We start from the raw sequence: 20,851 nt of genomic DNA on the forward strand, positions 1-20,851 counted from the left end.
GCGACTCCGTGAAGATCGACCTGAGCGGCAACGGCGGCGCGGTCGTCGAGGTCGGCTTCAAGGAAGGGCGATCGGACTTCCAGGAGGGCGTGCGGCTCTTCCTGGATCGGGCGGAGTTCTGACCAATCCCTCGCCCCCGCCGGCCGGCGTAGGCTCGCGGGGCGGGGGAGGTGTTCGACTGCCAAGGGAGGGCCGAGTATGTCGATAGACCGAACTGCGCCGGACGCGGTCGTGACGCCCGAGCTCATCCAGGCCGTCCTCAAGGCCCTGCTCTCGAGTTTCCAGCATCCGGTCGCGCCGAAAGACGTCCGCCCTCCCCGCCCCGGCAAGGCTCCCTCGTACTGCCGCCACAAGGCGACGAACCGCGCCTACGTCACCCTCCCAGGGAAGCCGAAGGGACGCGTCGTCTACCTGGGGCCTTATGGGTCGGCCGAGTCCCGAAACCGCTATGACGCCACGATCGCCGCCTGGCTGGACGGCAGGCGGGTGGAATCCAAGGCCGCGAAGGAGGAGCCGCCGCCCTCCGTCAGTTACGTCGCGGGACGGTTCCTCGAGTGGGCCCGCGGCTACTACCGCAAGCGCGGCGAGCCGACGAACCAGGTGCGGATAGTGGACCAGTCGCTCCGCGTGCTCGTCGCGGAATTCGGCGGGTCGCCCGCCGCCTCGTTCGACGCCCAGGCCCTGAAGCGCGTCCGAAGCCGCTTCGTCGAGTCCGGCCTCAGCCGCGGCGAATGCAACCGCCGCGCGGGGATCGTGACGCGGTGCTTCCGCTGGGCGACATCGGAGGGGTTGGCGCCCGCGTCGGCGTGGCACTCGTGCAAGAGCGTCGAGGGCCTCCGCAGGGGCCGGTGCGAGGCCCCCGAGACCGAGCCCGTCGGCCCCGTCCCGCTCGACGTCGTGGAGGCGACGATCCCGCGCATGCCGACCCCCGTCGCCGCGATGGTCCGCCTGCAGCTCCTGACCGGCATGCGGCCCGGCGAGGCCGCCCAGATCACCCGAGCCATGATCGACGAGACCGCCGACCCCTGGGTCTACCGTCCCGACCGGCACAAGTCGGAGCACCACGGCCGCAAGCGGGAGATCCCGATCGGCCCCCAGGCCCAGGCCCTGCTGAGCGGATTCTTCCGAGCGGGCTCGGACGAGCCGCTGTTCTCTCCGAAGCTCTGGATGGTTCAGCGGAAGCAAGCCCTTCGCGCCGCGCGCAGATCCAAGGTCCAGCCGAGCCAGGTGGACCGCTCCAGGCCTTCGCGGAAGAGACCGGCCGGCGCGGCCTACGATCGCACGAGCTACACGCGGGCCGTCGCCCGAGCCTGCGCCGCCGCGTTCCCCCACCCGACGCTGGAGGACGTCCCCGCCCGGCGCCTCGGCAAGGCCCAGAAGGCGACCCTGCAGGAATGGCGGAAGGCCCATCGCTGGCATCCCAACCAGCTCCGCCACACGTTCGCCACCGAGGTCCGCCGCCGCTTCGGACTGGAGGCGGCCCAGGTGCTCCTCGGCCATGCGCGGGCCGAGGTCACCCAGGTCTACGCGGAACGCGACCTGGCCGCCGCCGCGAGGATCGCCGCCGAGATCGGCTGAGCCACTCCCCCGCCCCGGCCGGCGTAGGCTCGCGGGGCGGGCGGCCTGTTGCAGGTGCGACGGCCGTCGGCGAGGCTGTCGTCAAGCGTCTGAAAGAGACATGCAGGTTATTCATCGACTCGGCGAACGCGCCGGAAGGACGACCGATGTTCCGCTGGTTCAGGAGGCGATCCGAGCCGCAACCGCCCGGCGAGCTCCAACGATACAAGAAGGCCGTCGAGGATCACCAAAGCCATCCGGTCGTCCGTCGCTGGTTCCATCAAATCACCCCATGCAAGTTGGCGATCCCCGGCTCGGGCGTCGCCGAGTTCATGATGATCGAGTTCCGCGACGGCCGCCTCGGGGCGATGGTCTGGAGCGACGGCGACGGCAACTGGGGCGCGGGCGGGTGGCTGCCACTCTCCGCCGACGACCTCCTGCCGATCGACGTCGGCTACCTTCAGGACGCCCCCGCGTCGCCGACGTTCGCCGGCGTCCTGGACGCGGTTTCCGCTCGAAGACGAGAAGCGCCGGGTGCATAGATCGGAGCTTCGAGGTTCCGAGGGTCCGGACGTGATGGTCGGCCGCCCAAGCCGTCTCTTTCGAAACGCCGAACGCCCCGCCTCCCCACCTGGGAGCGCGGGGCGTTTTTCATTTCGGTCGCGCGTCGGGCGTGACATAGGCTTGGGTGTGAGGCGCCCGAAGTGCGGGGTCGCGGCCCGTCCAAGCGTGAGGCGTCGAATCCGGAACGAGGCGGAGCGTGACGACTTTCATGCGGCGGTTCTACGCCCAGGACGACGTCCGCCACGAAGGTCCGGTCAACTGGATCGACCTGCAGACGATGGACGGCCGCCGGCTCGGTGCCTGCCTGTCGTTCGCGACGGCGGAGCTGTGCGTCGAGCGTCGCCCAGGCCGGACGTACAGGGCGGTCTGCTGGGAGGAGGGCCGCGTCGAACGACGGTATCTTGTTCGGGCGACGCGGGAGACGCGGTCGTGGCGGGTCCGCTGGGTCGAGGAAGGGTCCGCGTGAACCCGTCGGCGGATCTCGGCGCGGGCGAAGTCGAGCGGTTGATCGGCCGTGAAACGACGTTCGTCCGCCATCGGACATGCGTCCCGACGGGGATAGCGTACGCTCTGGGTCTGAGGCGTCGAAGAGCGGGATCGCGGCCCGTCCGATCGGTGGAGGCATCTGAATCCGGAACGGGACGGGACGTGATGAGCTTGGCGTTGATGGGTCGGTTGTACGGCAAGGTCGGCATCAACCAGGAAGGGCCGACCAGCTGGATGTGCCTGCAGACGATGGACGGCCGCTGGATCGGGGCGTGCCTGACGTTCGCGATCGCGGACCGGTACGTCGGGCGTCACCCCGGCCGGACGTTCCGCGCGGTCTGCTGGCAAGGCGGGCGGGCCACCACGCGGTTCCTCGTCAGGGCGACCTCGCCGAAGGTGATCAACTGGGTCGTGGAACGCGACGCGTGAATCTGCACGGCCCTACTCGTCGGCCGACCGTCGCCGGCCGTCGTTGAAGACCACGCGTGCGACGTACCTCCCGTCGGCGCCCTTCTCGCGGCGGACGATGCGGAGCTTGAACGTCCCGCTCGCCGCCGAGAGGACGACGTCGTCGCCGGCCTCGAGGGCGCGATCGGCGACGAAGTCGGCGCGCCGGTCGTCCGAATCCCAGTCGATCCTCACCTCGACCCCGAGCAGCACGACGCCGTCCGCCGTCGTCAGGCTCCCGACCATTCTCGACACCATGCGCCCCCCTGACCCGTCGACTCCCGCCCGTGCGGGGATGCAACTGCGGGGCCGAGCGCGAAGTCGAGCGGGGGTTGAGCGGACGTCGACGTCCACGCTCTTGATGTCGTGTGACAGCATGGTATGATCCATGGCAGGTCCAACGGTTGTCGAACAAGTCCGTCGGATCGAGATGAGGGCGTGCGGTAGCCAATCCGTACGCCCTCGCTTCGTTCCGCGACCCGTCAGCGCGGGTCCATGGCCACCCTGGCGAAGACGCGATCCGTCCCGCGGCCGGACGTCAGGACGTCGTCGACCGTGAGCGCGAACTTCTCCCCGCCGCATTCGAGGACCAGGGCCTCGTCGACCCCGATCACGCCCGTCGGCATGGTGAAGCGGGCCTCGGTCGCGCGCTCCGGACCCCGCACCTCGACGCCGACGTCCTCGCCCAGCGTCTCGCCGTCGCGCGTCAGGTGCCCGATGACATGTCCGCGGATGATTTCCTCGTAGGTCATGCTCCCCTCGGACCGTCGACTCCCGCCCGCATGGTAACGCGGCGCGGTGCCGAGATCGAGGCGGAGAGGGTCGCGGACGATCCGTCGTCACCAGACGCTGGTCACGCTCGCGTGGGTCATGCCGCTCCGGACGTCGCATCCTCGGACGTGCAGCTCGATCCTTCGGCCGTTGGTCGCATCCAGGTAGAGGGTGGTGCCCGGCCGAACATACGCATCCATGGTGGCCCACGACGCATTGGAGCCGGAGATCGTCGCCGTGATGCGCCCGGCGACGAGGTGGCCGCCGTACGCGTCGATCAGCCTGCCGGTTACTTCGCCGCCCACGCCGCCCCCTTCCCACGACCCGTCGACTCCCGCCCGTCGCGTAATGCAACTGCGGGGCCGAGGGCGAAGTCGGGCGGGGGATGATGGCGGCCGCCGAAGGACGATCGTCCTCTTACGACCCCTCTTCCTTCGTGGCCCATGCGAAGAATCGGCCGTGGGGGCTCGTCTCGCGCCCGTAGACGTGCAGGATGATCTTCCTGCCGGCCGCCGTGACGAGCGCGCAGGGGGCCTCCGTGTCGAGCGGGGCGTCGGCCACGAACCAGGCCGGATTGTGCTTGGCCGACCAGTCGATCGTCATCTCCACGTCCTTGGCGCAGACGTCCCCGTGCCGCGTCAGGTCGCCGATCACGCGTTCCATGTCCCCGCCTCCCGGTCCCATCCTTGGTACGTCGTCCACGACGGAGATGGGGTTCTAACCCGAACGCGCGAGCATTGGAAGGCCGCTCCCGCTCGAGGGCCGCCGCCCCCTGCCCTGCCCCGCTCGGATCGCCCTGCGCGCCCGCGAGCCGCGGCCTAGGCTTCCATCAGCCGATGGGCGCGATCACGATCCGATCCCTGAGGAGGGACCATGTCTCCAGACGAAGAAGCGCGACGGGCGAGGTGGACGCGCGACAAGCAGCGGTCCGCGCTGTTCCTGGCCGCCTACGGACCGCCGACCGCCGGAGCGTCCCCGTCGTCGGGCGAGGTTACGGAGTCGCGACGGCAGGGAGTTCCGCCCCACTTCTGCCTCGGCCCGACCGCTCCGCGCGTCGAGGCCAACCGCCAGGACGTCTAGACGCCGCGACGCCCAAGGCTCATGACGTCGGGGCGTACAGACTCCTCGACGTCGGGACATCTAGACGCCACGGCCCCGCAACGCCCAAGCATCGAGGATGCTCGACGTCGCAGCGGCTCGACGCTGCAATTCCTGGGCGCCCCGACGCCGGAGCGCTTCGGCCGATGAAACGTCTAGACGCCGCGACGTCCAGGCTCCGGAGCGTCGGAACGTCCCGCCACGCCGCCGCCTGAGCGTCGAACGTCCCAGGCGCCAGCAGGGCCCCTGGACGTTCCGGCGAATCGGAGGTCGGCTGAACGATCGCTTGCGGTCGGCCCCCCCCTGCTCCGCCCCGATCGCTCCACGCGTCGAGGGGGCCTCCAAGGGCGTCTAATCGCCGCGGCCCCGAAACGTCCAGACGTCGAGGTTCCTCGCGGGCGGGACGTTTCGACGCCGCGCCGCCCCGACGCCGGAACGCTTCGGCGTCGAAACGTCTAGACGCTGCAGCGGCGGGACGTCCACGGTCCAGGGCGTCGCGGGGCCCCGCCGCTTGGACGTCCGAACGTCGTGGGATCCAGGCATCAAGGCTTCCTGGAGCCCAGCCGTCGCGACGGTCGAACGCCTCGGCGTCCAGGAGGCCCGACGGCTGGGAGGCCCGACGGCTGGGACGCTCGACGGCTGGGAGGGCCGGCGCCGCGATCCTCCGACGTTTGGACGTCCCGACGCTCAAGCCCCAGGCCGTCGCGACCGATGATCCTTCCAGGAATGGGGGATAAGGCCGATGCGACGGATCGCGTTCGTGAACCTCAAGGGCGGGGTCGGCAAGTCGACCTGCGCGGCGACCATCGCCGTCGGGCTGGCGAAGCGCGGCCGGCGCGTGCTGCTGATCGACGCCGACGCGCAGGGGCATGCGACCTGGACGGTGACGCGGGGGCAGGGCGGGGGAGACGTCGGCCTGGGCGAGGTCCTCTTGCGCCACGCCGCCGCGGTCGACGCGATCCGGCCCACGCCCACCGTGGGGCTCGACGTCCTGCCGGCCGGGGCCTCCCTCGGCGGGGCGAACATCGCCCTCGCCCAGGAGCTCGGGCGGGACACGCGGCTCCGGTCGGCCCTGGTCGACGTCCGCGGGTACGACGAGGTCCTCATCGACTCGGGGCCGTCGCTCAACCTGTCGACGATCAACGTCCTGACCGCCGCCACGGAAGTCGTCGCGCCGGTCGACGCCGCGATGTACGCCGTGCTCGGCCTGGTGGACCTCAGGCGGGCCGTGGAGGAGATCCGCGACGCCTACAACCCCGGCCTCAGGCTCGCCGGCCTGGTGCTGTGCAAGGCCCGCAAGGACGCTACCAGCCGCGACGTGGAACGCCAGCTCCGCGAGACGTTCGGCGCGCTGGTCCACAAGGCCACGATCCCGCTCTCAGCCGCCGTCGAGGCCGCCCACGCCCGCGGCCTGACGATCCTTGACCACGCGCCGAAGTCGCCCGCCGCGACGGCGTTCGAAGCCCTGATCGACGAGGTGCTGTCCCATGGCCGATCCGAAGAAACCGAGCATGCTCGCCGGCGTCCTGGAACGCGAGAAGACGCAGCCTAAGCCGTTCGAGCCCGAGGTCGAGGAGCCGGTCGAGGCCGAGCCGAGCCCGTCGAAGGGCAGGGGGGGCGCCGCGTCCGCCAAGGCCCGCGCCGCCGCCCCGTCGGCGAAGCGCATCAAGCCGCGGACCATCCACCTGCCGGACGACCTGTTCGAGCGGATCCTGGTGCAGTCACACCGCCGCGGCCGGACCATCTCCGAATACGTCGCGGCGCTGCTGGACCGCCACGTTCCGGACCATCGCGTGGTCCGGTCGTCGGGGTCGGCCGAGTCGGAGGACGCGGCCTGAAGCGTCGCCGCCCAGGCCGCGTCCGTGCGACTCGTCAGGACGGTCGAGTCGTGAAGATCTCCAGAGAGTAGCCGGCCGTTATCGTCGACATGCCCGGCGCCTGGAATGCGCCCCCGGCACCATTCTGAGAGGCAACGACCCAGGGGGTCCCCGCGGCGTCGCCGTTCGGGAGGTAGCCTGCGGCCGGCAGTGCGCCTACGGCCTGGATGTCGACCACCCTGAAGATGACGGACGGGGTGGCGCCTCCGGTGATGGCGCAAGTCCAGGTGACGGTTTGGGCACCATTGACGACCGTGCCGCTGGGGCTCGCGGCGAAGGGCGTCCCGTTCCCGACGGTGATCGTCACGCCGAGGTTGGTGCCGCCAATCACCAGATTAGGGGTCGCGAGCCGGGCTTGGGCGTTGAAGATGGCGATGCCGGAGCCGTGGAATTCGTAGCTGTAGGTCTGACGCACGAAGGCGGCCGGGATGGCGCCCGTGGTGCTGGCCAGGCGGTAGCCCCGATTGAAGTCGGTCCCGGCCCCCGCGGGCAGGAAGCCGAAGCCGCCCGACACGATGCATTGGGTGGCCGCGGTGAAGCTCGCCGCGCCCGAGCCTACGGGGCCCGAGGGCGATCCAGGGTTGGCCGCGTCGACGACCGAAGTGGTCGCCTGCGAGATCGCCGTGAGCGTGCCGGCGCCGATGGTGCCGCCGGCCGTCGAGCTCTGGACCCCGAACACCGGCGTACCGCCGTTGACCCATGCGTTCACCCCGTCTGGGGGGGAGTTCGGAAAGGCGGGAGGCCGGCGATAGATGGCCGGCGCGGTGAGTGCTCGGCTCTCGAGCCGGCCGTATCCCGACCGGGCCGACCAGTCGGGGGAGAACTTCACCTCGCGTCGCTTCGCCTTGGGTCGTCCCGTCAGCAGCTTCATGGCGCACCGCCTCTCTGGAGATGGGGAGAGTCGCAACCAATCCGGCCACCCACGAATAATGAAGTGCTTCATGAGTGGAAGCGGAAGATTAGTGGGGCGGGGGGGGCGCTGCAATAAAAAAGCGTGGTGCGGCCGAAGATATCCGTCGCGTCCACGTGGCGGGGCTCGACGCGGGCCCCGACGCCGCGATTGACGGACTCGCGGGCGACCGCCACGTCCAGCGTCGAGGCGGATCGGCGGCCGAGCATCCACTGCGCGATGACGGGCCTGGACCGCCCCGAGCTGGTCGAGCAGCTCGTCGACGCGCACCTGCGGCGTTACGTGGCGAGCGACCGCGGGGGAGGGGACTCGGCCGGGGAAGTCGACGGGGGGGCCGCGTGAATCACGTGATGCGAAGCGCGCGACTCGACGTCGCGACGGTGACGAGGGTCGGGCGAGGCGGACCGGCGTGCATCGAATCGGATCGACGGAGCCGATCTCAGGCGGCCGACCGCGTCGGGGCGCTGCGTCGGGGGCCGATCGTCGCCGGGTTCGAGCGTCGGCTCCATGACGCCGAGCCATCGATGCGCCTGGTCCTGGGCGTCGCCGAGCTCGGCGATCGCGTCGGCGCACCGGGCCCGAATGCTCTCGCAGTGGGCGCGGGCCAGGAGCCGATCGCCGCCGAGCCGGAGAAGGCGTCCCTGGGCGTGCTCGAGGCGGCGCAGGAGGGTTCGCGACAGCCCCCGCAGGCGGGCGATACGGGCGTGGACCTCCACCATTCGGGCCGCGGAGGCGCCGTTCGGCGCCGAACAATCGTTCATCGTCGGACCTCCTTCGAGGCGTGCATCCGAACCGGCGCGACGTTGCGCCTGGAAGAAAGCCTAGGCCGCAAACGCAGGCGGGGTGGGCGGCGCCGGACTTTCATCCGCCGGCCGTCCGCGACGATGCGCGGGACAGCACGGGCTTGAGCCGGCGTCTCCGACGTGCTCCCCTGGATGGCCGGGGACCCGTCTCGCACCCAGGAGCCGACGCATGGCAACGCGATATGAGATCGTCGTCCGATCGGACGACGGCAGGCACCTGGCCAGCGCGATCTACCATGCGCCGGTCGACGTCGCCGCGGTCGGAGACTCGGTGGCCCTCGGCGACCACAAGATATCCGTCCTGTCCCGCGAATTCGTCTACACGAAGGACGAAGAGATCCTGGTGGTGAACCTGATCGGCCGGACGATCGAAGCTCGGGAACCGAAGGCGGGCGTAGGCGGCGCCTGGATTCCGTGACCCCCCCCTGAAACGCGGGGTCGATCGTGGCGACGCCGTCAAGCCGGCGGACCGGTCCGGCGTCCCCGGCCGTCGCGCCGGCCCTCGGACGGATCCACGAAGCCCTGGGCCTCGCGCCCGAGTCGCAGCAGGACGATGCCGAGGGCTATCGGTCCGCCCTCCCCATGATCCGGCCGAAGGCGCGATCCTGGGCGTCGATCCACGAGACGCCGACGGTCGTCGGCCACTCCGTCCCGAGCGCCCAGATCAGGTCGTGGGAATCGGAAGTCCCCTCCGCCAGCGGCGAGAACGCCGGCTGGCCGGCCGCCCAGCCGGCGTGCCCTCGCGCGGGCTCTCCATCGAAGGTGACGATGATCGATCTCGCGACGCCAGGCCCCTGGTTCTCGACCACGAGCCTCCAAGACTCGCGGCCCACCTCGATGATCTCGGCGGCGACGCTCATGAGTCCTCCGCGCCTGGCGAGGCGGAACGCTTCGAGCCGAGGCCCCCGCGGCGTCGCGGGACGCCCGTCGGCGTCGTCATGACGTGGCAAGGGGAGCGACGCGGTCCTGGACCGTCGCCGCAATTAGGTGTCGACTCCGACCCCTGTCACAGCCTTACGGTACGCCGGCCGCCGTACGTTAATCAAGCAGATTATTATAATTTTAAACGTAAAACTAAATGATCCGACCAGTTCCTGCCCCGCTCCGTCGATCCGCTCGACCTCGATCGGAGGCGCGGCGCCGGCCCCGCGGCTTCGTTCCACGGTCGGATAATCCCCCGCGATTCAAGCCGCCGCATCCTGACGAGGGGTGCAGGGGGCATCGGTCGATAGGCGAGGCCTCGAAGCTGAACGCAATTATTAGTACTTATAATATAAGTCTAATAGACATTGGTGATAGATTGATCGGTCGTCATCCTCGCGGTAGCATGGATTCCCGCCGGCAAGCCGTCTCGCCGTCTCGGTGTGACGTCGGTCCGTGAACTCCAAGAGGCCTCTTCAATGTCATACCGATGCTACTTCGGCCTCGTTGTGGGGATTTCCGCGTTGGGGCTTCTGCTCGTCGAATCCGAGGCCGAGGCCGCGACCATCTATTCCACCCTCGGTCCGAATGACTCGTTTAACAGAAACGCCTCGTCGGCGATTTATGGTCAGGGCGTCCAGGGCAGCGATCACTACAGCGTTGCGGAGCGTTTTACGGTGGGGGGGTCGAGCGACTTCCTGTTCACGTCTGCGGAGCTGGGCGTCTACAGTCGCTCGGGAACTGCATCATTAGGTGTGGTGCTCATGGAAGACCTCGGTGGCCTGCCTGGGGAAACCCTCGAGTCCCTGTCGATCGAGGTCGGTCCGGACGTGCGTCTTCACACGGTCACTTCCACACTCAATCCGCTCCTGGAGGCGGGCCATTCCTATTGGTTGGCGGCCGTGCCTACCAGGGATTTCAATGGTGGGTGGTATGGGAATTCCGAAGGAATCATAGGTCGCCAGGGGATCGACTACCTCGATTTCAACATAGGGTGGCTTGCGATCAGTGCCACCTCCGGCGCTTTCCGAATCTCGGGAAATGCTGCCGCCGTCCCCGAGCCTTCGACCCTGGCGATGTGGGCGACGGCCGCCGCGATGACTGGTTCGATCGTCCTCCGACGTCGTCGCGTCTGAGGTCAAATGAGTCAGGCGGGGACGACGATCGCTCCCGCGGCCTCCGTGGGATCCAGCGCGGGCAGGCCGTGCGCGTGGCCTGCCGAGGGTCGTCGCGTTGATATTCGGCAGCATAGGATCACGACCCCTCGCCGTCGCCCCTCGAACGGGTCCACGCAGCCCCGCGCCTGGGCCTCGCCCGCGAGGTCGTCGACACGCCGCGCGGGGTCGGGCCGCCCTGGCTCGGCCCCGCGGTTCCGTTTCACGCGTCGACGTTCCACGCCGGCGCGACCGTCGCGACCCGCAGCGGGAAACCCAGGATTTACTTATGAAGTGATGAACGTAACATAATATCCGTTATCGGACGCACCGCGGCGGGATAATTCCGCGGGATTCAAGATCATCGTCCCTTGGATTCGGGCGAGCCCGAGAAGAGCTGGACGTTCCCACACCCGTCGCACCGCCTCGCCGGGAGCTTCACGCCGACCTGGAAGAGCTTGCCGACGAGCGAGGCGTCTTCGGGCGTGAAGGCGAGGCCCTGCGCCCCCAGGCTCCCCCAGGTGTACGAATTAGCCCCGCACAGCGGGCAGGGTAGTTCGAACTTCTCGCCTGACTCCATGGGTCCGCCTCCGAAAAGAGCAGCTTGGGACGACGCGGCGCCCGCCGACTTCGCATCGGCGGCGGAATGCTGTTCGTCCGCCCGCCCGCGATATTCAAGCCGCCGCCGCATCCCGCCGAGGGGTCGAGGGGGTATATACCTCGTCACCGTGCTCGCCGAGCTTCCACCTGGCGAGCACGGTGCGGACGAGCTTGGCTTCGGCCGAGATCCTCGCCCCCACCCCCCTGGGCAGCCGGATCGCCTCATGGTGTCGCCTTGAGTGGCTTCTCTTCGGCTTCGGCGTCATCGCGCGTATCGGTCGGCCTCCTGGCGGGCGATCTCCTGCCTTTGCCGCTTCCCCCTCTTGGCGTTCTTCTCGTCCCGCTCGACGTCCCGCCTATGCTCGGCCGTGAGCTTGTCGGGCATAGCCCGACGTTCGGCCCTCGTCAGGGGCTTGGCGGGCTTAAGGGCGTTCCCCGCGGAAACGACGAAACCCCCGCCCGCTGAGCCTCGTAACTGCTCTCCTCTTCTCCCCGACTCCGCCCTGGATTCTCGTGGACGCCGCCCGTCCGTCCGCCTATAAATGGCGAAGTCCGATCATCTCGCCATCCGAACACCCCGCCGAAGCCTCTCCCGGCCTTCGCTCGAGGAGCCTTCAGCGTGACCCCCTCCGAATCGAAGCAAGAAGTCCCCGCCGCTAAGTCCGAACCCTTCCATGCCCGCCGCAGGTGGGGGCGTCAGGTGGGCCGGCTGGACATCCAGGCGTTCGCCGTCGACGACGTCGGCGCGCGGTTGAAGGCGAAGCGGGACCGAAGATGGAAGCCCGAGGAAGGGGCCTGACGAAAGCCTGCGGGCTTCAGCCCCCGCTCCGCCGACGCCCGACGGCCGCGGCGACGCGGGCCTTGGTCACGCCCAGGTGGACGGCCGCGCGGTTGACCGAGCGGAACACGTCGAAGGCCTCGAGGCATCGCGCGTCGAGCTCGGCCCTTTCCGCGGCGTGACGCTCGGCGAGGGAGCGGTAGCGGTTCCGACTGCCGACCGGTCGACCGCTGCGCACCGGCGGCGGCTTCGGAGTCTCCTTGGCCGTCCGCCGCGTGTAGGGCTTCCTCGGCGGCCTGACGACGAGCCCCGCGTAGACCCAGCCGTACTCCGTCCGTAGCCAGTCCTTGGCCTCGGGAGGGATGGCGGCCAGGGTGTGCAGCACGGTCGTCTTGTCCGCGTTGAACACCACGCCGACCTCGCGAAAGCTCCACCCCTTGTCGTGGTAGACCCAACAGTCGTGTCACCAGCCGCCATTTGGATCAGTCGAGCGGTATTCGGGCGTTCATGTCGAGCTCGAAGCGGCCGTACGGGTTCACGTGCTCCCAGATCAGCGGCGTCAACGCGCTCAGGTCACGGGGTCCCGCTTCGTCCCGCTCGGCCCCTTTTTATGGGTTGCGAGGAGTTGCGTTGCGCGGCCCTTTTATGGGGTCAGGTTTCGCGCCCGCGCGCTCGGGCGTCCCAGGCGTCCCATCAAGGGGCGGCGATCGGTACGCCCTTCGTCGTCGAGTCTCGGCGCGGGCCCCTTTTTTATAGTGTCACCATGTGTCACCCTCGCGCCACCCTTTTGAGGTGTAGTCATCCCGCCCCGCGGGACCCTTTTGAGGTGTCCGGCGGCTGTCCGGTTTCCTGTTCGTTTCCAGATAGCTGGAAAGCCGAAGTCCCTGAAAATTCCCCGATCGCAGGGAAGCGGCCCGCACGAGTGACGTGTGGCGGTCGTGACGTTTCGGGGGACGTCGGTCAACTCCCGCGACGGCTCCCGCCGTCAGGACGGCTCGTCGACCGAGGCCCGATCTTCGGCCGGCTCCGGCGAGGAGCCGGTCCAGGTCAGGACCACGACCAACGCCGTCGCGATGAGGGCGACGAACGGACTCAGCAGCAGGCCGACGACGACGCCCGCCAAGGCGCCCGGCCAGCCGTAGCGACCGCCGCCCAGGATGAGGCCTTCGACCGACATGGAGATCACCGCCAGCGGCACGAAGATGTCGATCGTCTCGACTCCTATCGACCCAGCGACGAGGAACGCGACCGAGCCGGCGGCGAGGACGTGCAAGGCCTTGGCGAGCCAGCCGAATGGGGCGTTGACGGCCCAGACGATCCAGCCGCTCGCCGCGACGACGGCGGCCAGCGCCGTCAGTCCAGGCAGGTGCACGAGCGACCGTCGACGTTTGGGCTTTTCCATAGCGATCCCCGCGACCTACCGAGGAATTGGCGGGGTTATTGTATACCGCCTGCTCAGCGATCCTCAGCCGTCTCCTAGGCGCCTTCCCAGGTCCTTTCCTGTTGGCAGGAAAGCCGAGGTTCCGCCCAGGTCCTGCGGCGAGCCTCCCGAAACGCCGCCTCGCGTGCGCGCGCTGGACTAGGAAAACTACATTCCGAAACGCGAGGCCTCGCGTGGGGATGTCGGTTTGTCGGTTCGAGCGATGTCGAATCCCCCGCGTTTTACGGACTGTGGAAATTCGACGCGGACTCACCTGGCGTGTTTCATATTATAACCACTGTTGAATTTTCCGAGACGATCCTCGACGATGTTCCACCTTGACCCGCCCCGATGTCGGGCCGGACTCGGCGATGGCCAGGAAGTGTAGACGGATGGTGATGCGGATGACCAAGCAACTGTGGACATTGACGGTCCTCGCCCTAGCGGTTGCCGGCCGGGCGGAAGCGGGCTTTCTGGACGTGTCTACGCTGTCGCCCAGCGCCAACGGTTCCTTCGCGGGCTCCCTCGACGGCCTGCCGACGGCCGGGGCGATCACCGCAAACGATGGGTCGTTCTTCTTCACGGCCTCAGGCACGTCCTTCGGAGACTCGACGCTCGACGGCTCGTCGCCCCAGTACAGCTACTCAAACATCTACTCCCCGTCCACGCCCCTGACCGACCGCATCGGATACGCGAAATTCGCGTCGGCGGGCTCGTCGACGGTCGTCATCAGCTTCGGCGCGGCGGTGTCGAACCTGATCTTCGACGTTGCGAACCTTGACGGCGCCCAGTTCAGCTTCAACTTGGTCGGCGGCCTGACCGGGCTCTCGCTCCTCAGGGGCAACGGCGGTAACGGCGACGGCCTTGGAGTCTCGGGCAATACGATCCTCGACCTGGACCCGACCACGATCGTCGGCGTGAGCCCCGAGACGCCCCCACCCACCAGCGGCGCGAGATCGGGCTACGGCTCGGTGCAATTGCTCGGTACCTACCAGACTCTGACCTTCATCGTCAGCACGGCGAATGGTGCCGCGGGGGACGGAGACGGGGGGAGTTTCACCCTCAGCACGGCACCCGTCCCCGAGCCTACTAGCCTCGCCCTCTTCGGAATCGCCGGTCTGATCGGACTGGGTTGCGCCGGATGGCGTCGCAAGCGAAACATGGCCGCCTGACGGCGATGGCTCGACGTGCCCAGCCGCAAGCGGCCCGAGCCGGGAAGGTCCTCCTCAGGGGTTGGGCTCCAGGATCATTGGGACGGCCTCGGTCGTCGTGTCGTCGACGTTGATCCGCTTGGCCGCGGGCGGATACTCGTGCGCCCATGCGCAGGATGTCGCAGGTGTCGCCCTTTTTACAGGGTCGCGTTTGGTCACCCCTCGACGTCGCAGGCCGCGTCCAACTCCAGCAACGCCTGTTCGTGCGTGGCCGCGTCGCCGGCGATCGCGTCCGGCGGGGGCTGGCTGCCCTCCAGGAAACGCAGGATCGCCAGCCGCGTCTCGAGGTCGGTCGTCGCGGCCAGGTCGTTGGCCCAGTCGTCGAGGATCGTCGTCCCGTGGTCGCGAGCCGCGGTCAGGACCCGACGCAAGGCCTCGCGGGCGGCGGCGACCTTGGGACGGCCCCCAGGGTTGCCGCTGCGGCCCCTGGAGAACGGGATCAGGCCCGACGTGTTCGGGGATCGGTTGGCCATCGGCCTCTCCTATCTCTGTTCTCAGTGAATCAGCCGGCCCCGACGGGCGACTTGCGCGGCCGGCCCATGGGGTAGACGCGTCGCGGGGGTGCAGGTCGCCCATCGCGCTCGGCCAGCAGCTTGAGCCCATCCTCGATCGCCTGGGCTCGAGTCACGCCCTTCGCGTCGACGAGGTCGTCGAGCCAGCTCAGCCACGCGGACGAAGCGACCAGGCTGAAATTGTGTGATCCCTTCTCGCTCATGATCCAACCCTTCCTTGCTGGGAGGTCCGCGCCGACGTTGTCCGCCAGTTGTCCATGGACAGTCCTGTGACTGTCACACCATGTCACGGATGTCACGCTCGGTCACGCACAACGCCTTTCGGTAATAGTGCCGAAAGGTCGATACGCCATCAGACATCGCGTCTTAGGAGAAGCGCACACCGCGGGCTTCCTCCGTGATTACCCCCTCTGCTGGGGGCTCTCGGGGGTTCTCCGCTTCTCTTGACTCTCGGCTTCTGGCTTTGCAGAGGCTGTGGGCGAAGTTCTTCCCACCGGCAGGTGGGTCCAGCTTTTGATTTGCCGCTATCACAGTGGAACCAGGACGTAGCCGCGTGCGCGGGATCAACTACCCGCCCGTTGCCTGGAACTCCCACTTCTGTGGAAGAGCTGGTTTGGTTCGCCTACCTAGCCGCCCCCTTGCACGGCTCGCCTCACTCGGGGAGTTGGACCCGATGCCTGTTCCGCCTCCGTGGCTCGCGGCGCTCGCCGTTGCTTAGGGAGGTTCATGAAGCCTTTATCGGAAGGCCCCAACCACCGCGCCGCCCGTGAGAGCGACGATCGCCAAGACTCATACTCTCTCGACTTCGCCTCGGTCCGCCTGCGTCTCCGCCGCGGTTCCGAAGCATCTCTGTGATTCAGAAGGCAGACGACTTGTCTTTGTTACGGATTCGTCGTAGAGTAATACTCGCCAAGACTCTCTCGCCCTCGCCGGCTTCGCCACCGGCGAGGGTCTTTTTTTGACCCTGGCCGATCTCGGAGCATCAGGCGAGTGCGCGAATTTATGTAGTGGCGACTCTGCATATAGTTTACGCGTCGAGATCCATCGACGTGAGCCGGATTTGGCCGGTACCGCCGTAGGATCTACAGTTTATGCGGGTTATCGCGCCGACCGCCGCCGTCTCAGGGTCGCGATCTGCTTTTGCAGCTGCTCTGGGGTCGAGCGGCGACGCCCAACGTACCCGTCTGGCTGCCCCGTGGCGGGGCTCACGCCGATGCGGGCGATCATTCCCACGACCTCTCGCCTGACGTCGTCCTGGCACGGCCCCGAGGGCGGCTGAGCGGTGCGGCTTGGGGCCTCGGCCTTGCCGATTGGGCGAAGAGCCGACTCGCGACCCTTGGCGATCATCGCCCGCAGGTACGCGGCAGCCGTGGCACCGTCGGGTACCCCCCCTGGATCTTCCCCACCCGAAAGGGAAATCCCGTCTGATCTCTCGCTCTGGATCGGGGATCTGGTTAGTTCGGCGCTCGCGCCTAACCCCTGGATCGCTTGCGCCGAACCGGTTAGATCCTCGCGCCTAACGGACGGCTGTCCAGTTAGATCCTCGCGCCTAACCCCGTCCCAGGTCACGACGACGCCCAGGCGGATCCTCCCACCGGCGGCGAGCTCGCGACGGACCAGGCCCGCGGATTCCAGCCGGCCGAGGGCGCGGCTGATCGTCATGGGGCACCGGCCGAGGATGCGGCCCATGGTGGAGTTGGACAGCTTGGACCGCCAACCCCGAGACTTGGCGTTGTCCAAGACCAACACGAAGACCGACCGTGCGGTCTGATCCAGGCCCAAGCCGTCGAGGGCGACGGGGTCGGCTCGGAAGGCGAAGGGTATACGGGGCGGGATCCGCTTGACTTCGGCGTGCGCGTGGGGGATCATTGGCTTACCTTTGAAGCTTCCTGAGGCCATCGGAGTTAGCCGCTCCGGTGGCCTCTTTACGTTCATGGATGCAGTCTCGTCGCCCGCGGCGACAAATCTGTCACCACGGGGGCGGCGGCCATTCTGGCGCGCCTTGCGGCCTCACGCCAGACTCTTGCTCGTCGATGTCGACGAACTCGCGGGAAGTCAGGCCGTAGGCCTTGAGGCCCAGGTCGCCCATCGCGTCGTACGCGTCGGCGTCGAACATGCAGACGTACAGCACGCTGACGCGCTCCGCGCCGACGCGCTTCCTGCTGAGGAAGTAGACGCGGCCCCGAAGCCGGTACGCCATCGGCCGACCGAAGGCCGCGCGGCTGTGATCCAGGATCGCTTCGTAAAGCCGATGCTCGGGGGCTCTCATCGACTCCCGATACCGCTCGGCGGCGACCGGCTTCCGTCGCATCCTGGCGTACTCGCGCTCGGCGTCGTCGGCCGCCGCCGCGATCTCCGTCGTGGGGTGCGCCCGCTCCATGTCCTCCGTCCAGGCCGCGCGCGGGCTCTCGATCAGGTCCAGGGCCATGGGGTCCTCGAATAGGGGGTTTCGTGGGTTCGCTCGGCGAAAAGACGGACTAGTCTGACTTTGCCTCTCCGCCGTCGCCGAGGGCCTGCAGGAGCGATGGGCGGACCAGTTGACGCAGCATGTTCAGTTTGGCCGCGTCTTCCTTCTCGCGGTCCTGCTCTGCGTTGAAGGCGTCCGCGTCGATGACGCCCTCGATCGCCTCCCGCAGCAACCTGGACCGCTCGGCCGCAGGGAGCGCCTCCAGCTCGTGCGCGCGATCGCCGTACTTCGCCGCATGCTTCTTGTAGCGGCTGCTGCTCTTCTTGATGTCGAACGTCTGGGGAAGGTTGCGGGCGACGGCCTGTTCATGATTCAGGCACACCTTCTTGGCGTGGACCTGTCGCAAGCCGAAGTCGTCCCGCATCGACCTGGCGAAGGTGTGGGCGATGTCCTCGCCCTCGGGGTCGAAGTCGGACATGATGAGGATGATCAGCTTGTCCTTGCCGCTGGCCTCGTACCGTTCGGCCATCATCCTCCGAGGGTCGAGGGAGCAGTACCCGCGGCCGATCGTGTAGGGGATGCAGAAGTCCATCGCGACGGACCTGATGGACGCCTCGACGGTGTTCTTCTCGCCCACGATCTCGACGTGGTTCGGCTGCGACTGCATCAGGTCTCGCGCATAGCCTCTGAGGAAGCCGGCCAGCTCCTTCTCGATGTATCCGCCGACGCCGCGGTGGACGTCCCATTTCGTCATGGGTCGGGTCGGGTCGGCGATGGCGTCGAACTCGATCAAACCGGCGAGCCTCGCCCGAGTCAGCAGGTCGCAGAGGTCCTGGTAGCAGGTCGGATGGTTCTTGTACCTCGACTCCGGCTTGCTCGCGTGCCTCAAAGGCGGATCGTTGAGCAACTCGTAATGGACCGAGCGATCCGACATCGGCCAGTACGGCTTGTTCGCGGCGACGATCCGGAGGACGGCGCCGAGCATGGGCCCCTTGGCGGGGCTGATGTCCTTGCGGGTCTTGCGGCCCCCGAGCTTCAGGAACGTCCCTGGAACGGCGGAGCGAGCCCGCCTGTGCTCGATCAGCGCGTCATAGGCGTCGGCCTCGTGAGAGACGATGACCTCCTTGAGCACCTCGTCGATGGTCTTGACGCGCTGGCTGTTGAAGGCGACGAGCTTCTTTTCGAAGTCGGGGTGGCGGCTGTCATAGTCCGTCACGAAGCATTCGATGTACTCCCACCCGAGCCGCCGGCAGGCCGCGTGTCTGCGGTGGCCGCTCACGATGTGGAGGTCCGTCGTCACCGTGATGGGGTCGAGTCCGTTCGCGCCGATGCTCTCGGCGAGCTTCCTGATCTCCGGATCGTCGTCGTCGACGCGGCGATAGATCAGGTCGTTCTGGTCCGCCGGCCACACCCCATCCATCGGAAGTCGGACTAGTCTGACTTCCGAGCCGGCCAGGTGCGACGCGACGTCCTCGATGAGCCAGCGTCGGACCGTGTACTCGGGATCTTCGTCCTCGCCGCGGTCGCCGTCGATGCGGTAGTCGATCGTCCGGATGGCGAGGTTGACGCCGGCATCTCCTTCGCCGGATTCGGGCGCGGCCGCGGGGCGAAGCATCAGGACGCCACCCCGACCCCCAGGGCGTCCGCGTGGGCCTCGACCAGCCGTTCCAGGACGCTGGAGCCGATCGCCTCGGCCGCCGTGCCCAGCGGGAACCTGAACGCCTCCTGGCCGTGCGTCGGCTCGCCGCTCCACGGGGTGGCCGCGGTATCGACCACGACCAGCAGTTCGCGGCCGCGCCTGGTGAGATGGTAGTCGGCTCGGGTGGCCCCGACGCCCTGGACGTCCATCAGGGCCCGCCACCCCGCGATCGCCCGCTCGACGGCGTGCGACACGTCCGGCAGTTCGGCGTCGATCACTGGTCACCCCCCTTCGCCTTGGTGTCGCGATCGGCCTTGGCGACAAGCTTGACGTACTCCCGTTCGATCGGGCCCTCAAGGGTGTCGCTCAAAAGTTCCGCGATCGAGACGCCTCGATGCAAGGCCACGAACTTGGCCATGCCGACGATGCGCTTGTCGATCCTCACCGAGACGTCGTTCCGGTCTCCCTTGGGACGCCCAGCCTTTCGTGCAGCCATCTCCCGCTCCAAAACGGCGACCATGCGTCTGTCTCCGATCCAAGGATACGGCCGGCGACCCTCGCCCGCCACACCAATATCATATATGGACGCACTTTGGATTAAAGACCGCAGTAAAAATTTCTGTGGATGATTATTGATTTTCAACCACAGAAATGTAGCATGTGGTTGTCGGCCGGACGAAGGCCGGAAACGAAAACGGGACCCGAGGGTGTCACAAGCACCCCCGAGTCCCTTGGCAACCCCTGGACGAGCAGGAGCTACCCATGCGTCAGTCTAACCCTTCCCCCGCCGACGTGAAGCCCTTGACCGCCGCCGCGATCGTGGACCGCCTGGTGGAGATCCGCGACGAGTTGGCGAACGGCGTCAAGCCGGCCTTCGTGGTGCCCTCGATCTGGTCGCTGATCGGCGACATCGAGCGGACGGCCGACGCCGCGACCGAGGCCGCGATGGACGCCATGAGAGATCGCCTCGCCGCGACGGTGCCGCCCGTCGCAGGGGGCTCGCCGATCGCCGACGAGTGGCCCGCCGAGTTCGATCCCGAGTTGGACGGCGTGTTCTGGATCACCGAGGCCGTGCCCGTGGAGGTGCTGGCCGCCTCCGAGCCCTTCGGCGATTCCGACACCCAGTGGGGCGAACGTCTCGCGGCCGCGGTGGACGCCGCGAACCGCTGGTCCGAGATCGACGCAATGATCGCGTTCGGTTGCTGAGCAGTCCCTCCGGCGCCGAGGGGGTAGTGATACTGACGACCCACCCCCCCCTCGGCCTTTTCCCCACATCCTGGACGAACCATCTCGAGGGAATGACCAATGAGCAGCGACACGAAGGTTAAGGGCGGGCTCCGCCACACGATCGCGGAGGGCCTGCATCAGCGGTTCGCGTTCCACTCGGGCCCGAGGGGGATCCGCTTTCTGAGTGCCGACGGGAAGGCGACCGGCGACTTCCGCGTCGACGTCCGGATCGTCACGCTGAAGCGCTGGCGGAAGATGAAGGAGAGGATCGCGGAGAAGTGCCAGGTCGGCGGCCCGACGTTGGATGAGTGGGCGGTGAGCTATCTCGAAGGCGGCTACTGCTTGATCTTGCACTTCATCACCGGATGCGACGACCTGGACCTCTACAGCGAGCACGATCCGCGGCCCGAGGTCGTGAAGTCCATGCGGTCGTTCCGATCGCGGCTGCTGGAGTTCTGCACGGCCGTCG

At 67.9% G+C, this 20,851-nt stretch carries 30 protein-coding genes; 14 read left to right on the top strand and 16 right to left on the bottom strand.

Features of this window, described 5'->3' with window-relative positions; all coding sequences use genetic code 11:
- Positions 1 to 198: 198 nt before the first annotated feature.
- From PZE19_RS32360 to PZE19_RS32375, 4 genes are all read left to right on the top strand, one after another.
- A complete protein-coding gene (locus PZE19_RS32360) occupies positions 199 to 1,578 on the top strand; it encodes a tyrosine-type recombinase/integrase (RefSeq protein WP_277864802.1) in 1,380 nt (459 codons plus the stop codon).
- A 146-nt stretch (positions 1,579 to 1,724) separates the two neighbouring features.
- Positions 1,725 to 2,099 (top strand): hypothetical protein, encoded by a 375-nt coding sequence (locus PZE19_RS32365; RefSeq protein WP_277864803.1) that lies wholly within the window; start codon positions 1,725 to 1,727, stop codon positions 2,097 to 2,099.
- Positions 2,100 to 2,317: 218 nt separating this feature from the next.
- A complete protein-coding gene (locus PZE19_RS32370; protein ID WP_277864804.1) occupies positions 2,318 to 2,587 on the top strand; it encodes a hypothetical protein in 270 nt (89 codons plus the stop codon).
- A 185-nt stretch (positions 2,588 to 2,772) separates the two neighbouring features.
- Positions 2,773 to 3,036, top strand: coding sequence for a hypothetical protein (locus tag PZE19_RS32375; protein WP_277864805.1), 264 nt, complete (start codon positions 2,773 to 2,775; stop codon positions 3,034 to 3,036).
- 12 nt (positions 3,037 to 3,048) lie between these two features.
- Here the strand turns inward: PZE19_RS32375 and PZE19_RS32380 are convergent, their stop codons facing one another.
- The 4 genes from PZE19_RS32380 to PZE19_RS32395 form a co-directional block, all read right to left on the bottom strand.
- Positions 3,049 to 3,312, bottom strand: a complete 264-nt coding sequence (locus PZE19_RS32380) for a hypothetical protein (protein ID WP_277864806.1) — start codon at positions 3,310 to 3,312, stop codon at positions 3,049 to 3,051.
- 224 nt (positions 3,313 to 3,536) lie between these two features.
- Positions 3,537 to 3,806 carry a hypothetical protein gene (locus PZE19_RS32385; RefSeq protein ID WP_277864807.1) on the bottom strand — a complete coding sequence of 90 codons (270 nt, stop codon included), beginning with the start codon at positions 3,804 to 3,806 and terminating at the stop codon, positions 3,537 to 3,539.
- A gap of 87 nt (positions 3,807 to 3,893) precedes the next feature.
- Positions 3,894 to 4,130, bottom strand: coding sequence for a hypothetical protein (locus tag PZE19_RS32390; RefSeq protein ID WP_277864808.1), 237 nt, complete (start codon positions 4,128 to 4,130; stop codon positions 3,894 to 3,896).
- A gap of 112 nt (positions 4,131 to 4,242) precedes the next feature.
- Complete coding sequence (locus PZE19_RS32395; RefSeq protein ID WP_277864809.1) at positions 4,243 to 4,488, bottom strand: hypothetical protein; 246 nt, start codon at positions 4,486 to 4,488, stop codon at positions 4,243 to 4,245.
- Between the two features lie 210 nt (positions 4,489 to 4,698).
- On the opposite strand from PZE19_RS32395, the gene PZE19_RS32400 reads away from it, so the two are divergent.
- From PZE19_RS32400 to PZE19_RS32410, 3 genes are all read left to right on the top strand, one after another.
- Positions 4,699 to 4,905 carry a hypothetical protein gene (locus PZE19_RS32400; RefSeq protein ID WP_277864810.1) on the top strand — a complete coding sequence of 69 codons (207 nt, stop codon included), beginning with the start codon at positions 4,699 to 4,701 and terminating at the stop codon, positions 4,903 to 4,905.
- Between the two features lie 760 nt (positions 4,906 to 5,665).
- Positions 5,666 to 6,475, top strand: a complete 810-nt coding sequence (locus tag PZE19_RS32405; protein WP_277864811.1) for a ParA family protein — start codon at positions 5,666 to 5,668, stop codon at positions 6,473 to 6,475.
- The gene (locus PZE19_RS32410) at positions 6,435 to 6,761 is read left to right on the top strand and encodes a hypothetical protein (protein ID WP_277864812.1); all 327 of its coding nucleotides are present in this window, start codon (positions 6,435 to 6,437) and stop codon (positions 6,759 to 6,761) included. Before PZE19_RS32405 ends, PZE19_RS32410 begins: the two co-directional genes overlap by 41 nt.
- Before the next feature lie 34 nt (positions 6,762 to 6,795).
- Here the strand turns inward: PZE19_RS32410 and PZE19_RS32415 are convergent, their stop codons facing one another.
- A complete protein-coding gene (locus tag PZE19_RS32415; RefSeq protein WP_277864813.1) occupies positions 6,796 to 7,671 on the bottom strand; it encodes a hypothetical protein in 876 nt (291 codons plus the stop codon).
- Between the two features lie 189 nt (positions 7,672 to 7,860).
- Between PZE19_RS32415 and PZE19_RS32420 the strand changes: the two genes are divergently transcribed.
- Both PZE19_RS32420 and PZE19_RS32425 read left to right on the top strand, forming a co-directional pair.
- The gene (locus PZE19_RS32420; protein WP_277864814.1) at positions 7,861 to 8,052 is read left to right on the top strand and encodes a hypothetical protein; all 192 of its coding nucleotides are present in this window, start codon (positions 7,861 to 7,863) and stop codon (positions 8,050 to 8,052) included.
- A 630-nt stretch (positions 8,053 to 8,682) separates the two neighbouring features.
- Positions 8,683 to 8,931, top strand: coding sequence for a hypothetical protein (locus tag PZE19_RS32425; RefSeq protein ID WP_277864815.1), 249 nt, complete (start codon positions 8,683 to 8,685; stop codon positions 8,929 to 8,931).
- 145 nt (positions 8,932 to 9,076) lie between these two features.
- Here the strand turns inward: PZE19_RS32425 and PZE19_RS32430 are convergent, their stop codons facing one another.
- Positions 9,077 to 9,373 carry a hypothetical protein gene (locus PZE19_RS32430; protein ID WP_277864816.1) on the bottom strand — a complete coding sequence of 99 codons (297 nt, stop codon included), beginning with the start codon at positions 9,371 to 9,373 and terminating at the stop codon, positions 9,077 to 9,079.
- Between the two features lie 585 nt (positions 9,374 to 9,958).
- On the opposite strand from PZE19_RS32430, the gene PZE19_RS32435 reads away from it, so the two are divergent.
- The gene (locus PZE19_RS32435) at positions 9,959 to 10,570 is read left to right on the top strand and encodes a choice-of-anchor R domain-containing protein (RefSeq protein WP_277864817.1); all 612 of its coding nucleotides are present in this window, start codon (positions 9,959 to 9,961) and stop codon (positions 10,568 to 10,570) included.
- Between the two features lie 379 nt (positions 10,571 to 10,949).
- Here the strand turns inward: PZE19_RS32435 and PZE19_RS32440 are convergent, their stop codons facing one another.
- Complete coding sequence (locus PZE19_RS32440; RefSeq protein ID WP_277864818.1) at positions 10,950 to 11,168, bottom strand: hypothetical protein; 219 nt, start codon at positions 11,166 to 11,168, stop codon at positions 10,950 to 10,952.
- Between the two features lie 639 nt (positions 11,169 to 11,807).
- Between PZE19_RS32440 and PZE19_RS32445 the strand changes: the two genes are divergently transcribed.
- Positions 11,808 to 11,987: a hypothetical protein gene (locus PZE19_RS32445; RefSeq protein WP_277864819.1), complete on the top strand. Its 180-nt coding sequence runs from the start codon at positions 11,808 to 11,810 to the stop codon at positions 11,985 to 11,987.
- 16 nt (positions 11,988 to 12,003) lie between these two features.
- Here the strand turns inward: PZE19_RS32445 and PZE19_RS32450 are convergent, their stop codons facing one another.
- Positions 12,004 to 12,378 carry a hypothetical protein gene (locus PZE19_RS32450; protein ID WP_277864820.1) on the bottom strand — a complete coding sequence of 125 codons (375 nt, stop codon included), beginning with the start codon at positions 12,376 to 12,378 and terminating at the stop codon, positions 12,004 to 12,006.
- A gap of 573 nt (positions 12,379 to 12,951) precedes the next feature.
- Positions 12,952 to 13,338, bottom strand: coding sequence for a hypothetical protein (locus PZE19_RS32455; protein ID WP_277864821.1), 387 nt, complete (start codon positions 13,336 to 13,338; stop codon positions 12,952 to 12,954).
- Positions 13,339 to 13,778: 440 nt separating this feature from the next.
- Between PZE19_RS32455 and PZE19_RS32460 the strand changes: the two genes are divergently transcribed.
- Positions 13,779 to 14,558 carry a PEP-CTERM sorting domain-containing protein gene (locus PZE19_RS32460; protein WP_277864822.1) on the top strand — a complete coding sequence of 260 codons (780 nt, stop codon included), beginning with the start codon at positions 13,779 to 13,781 and terminating at the stop codon, positions 14,556 to 14,558.
- Between the two features lie 54 nt (positions 14,559 to 14,612).
- On the opposite strand, the gene PZE19_RS32465 is transcribed toward PZE19_RS32460, so the two are convergent.
- The 7 genes from PZE19_RS32465 to PZE19_RS32495 all read right to left on the bottom strand — a co-directional run bounded on the left by PZE19_RS32465 (position 14,613) and on the right by PZE19_RS32495 (position 19,651).
- Positions 14,613 to 14,756 carry a hypothetical protein gene (locus PZE19_RS32465; protein ID WP_277864823.1) on the bottom strand — a complete coding sequence of 48 codons (144 nt, stop codon included), beginning with the start codon at positions 14,754 to 14,756 and terminating at the stop codon, positions 14,613 to 14,615.
- Entirely contained in the window at positions 14,753 to 15,070 is a 318-nt protein-coding gene (locus PZE19_RS32470; RefSeq protein ID WP_277864824.1) for a hypothetical protein, read from the bottom strand. Before PZE19_RS32470 ends, PZE19_RS32465 begins: the two co-directional genes overlap by 4 nt.
- A gap of 29 nt (positions 15,071 to 15,099) precedes the next feature.
- Positions 15,100 to 15,312 carry a hypothetical protein gene (locus PZE19_RS32475; protein WP_277864825.1) on the bottom strand — a complete coding sequence of 71 codons (213 nt, stop codon included), beginning with the start codon at positions 15,310 to 15,312 and terminating at the stop codon, positions 15,100 to 15,102.
- 1,766 nt (positions 15,313 to 17,078) lie between these two features.
- Positions 17,079 to 17,537, bottom strand: coding sequence for a hypothetical protein (locus PZE19_RS32480; RefSeq protein ID WP_277864826.1), 459 nt, complete (start codon positions 17,535 to 17,537; stop codon positions 17,079 to 17,081).
- A 49-nt stretch (positions 17,538 to 17,586) separates the two neighbouring features.
- The gene (locus PZE19_RS32485; RefSeq protein WP_277864827.1) at positions 17,587 to 19,131 is read right to left on the bottom strand and encodes a ParB N-terminal domain-containing protein; all 1,545 of its coding nucleotides are present in this window, start codon (positions 19,129 to 19,131) and stop codon (positions 17,587 to 17,589) included.
- Positions 19,131 to 19,433, bottom strand: coding sequence for a hypothetical protein (locus tag PZE19_RS32490; protein ID WP_277864828.1), 303 nt, complete (start codon positions 19,431 to 19,433; stop codon positions 19,131 to 19,133). Before PZE19_RS32490 ends, PZE19_RS32485 begins: the two co-directional genes overlap by 1 nt.
- Positions 19,430 to 19,651, bottom strand: coding sequence for a hypothetical protein (locus PZE19_RS32495; protein ID WP_277864829.1), 222 nt, complete (start codon positions 19,649 to 19,651; stop codon positions 19,430 to 19,432). Before PZE19_RS32495 ends, PZE19_RS32490 begins: the two co-directional genes overlap by 4 nt.
- Before the next feature lie 266 nt (positions 19,652 to 19,917).
- On the opposite strand from PZE19_RS32495, the gene PZE19_RS32500 reads away from it, so the two are divergent.
- Positions 19,918 to 20,361, top strand: coding sequence for a hypothetical protein (locus tag PZE19_RS32500; protein WP_277864830.1), 444 nt, complete (start codon positions 19,918 to 19,920; stop codon positions 20,359 to 20,361).
- A 99-nt stretch (positions 20,362 to 20,460) separates the two neighbouring features.
- A partial coding sequence (locus PZE19_RS32505; protein WP_277864831.1) for a hypothetical protein occupies positions 20,461 to 20,851 on the top strand: 391 nt, incomplete at its 3' end.

Source organism: Paludisphaera mucosa (assembly GCF_029589435.1).
Classification (GTDB): Bacteria; Planctomycetota; Planctomycetia; order Isosphaerales; family Isosphaeraceae; genus Paludisphaera; species Paludisphaera mucosa.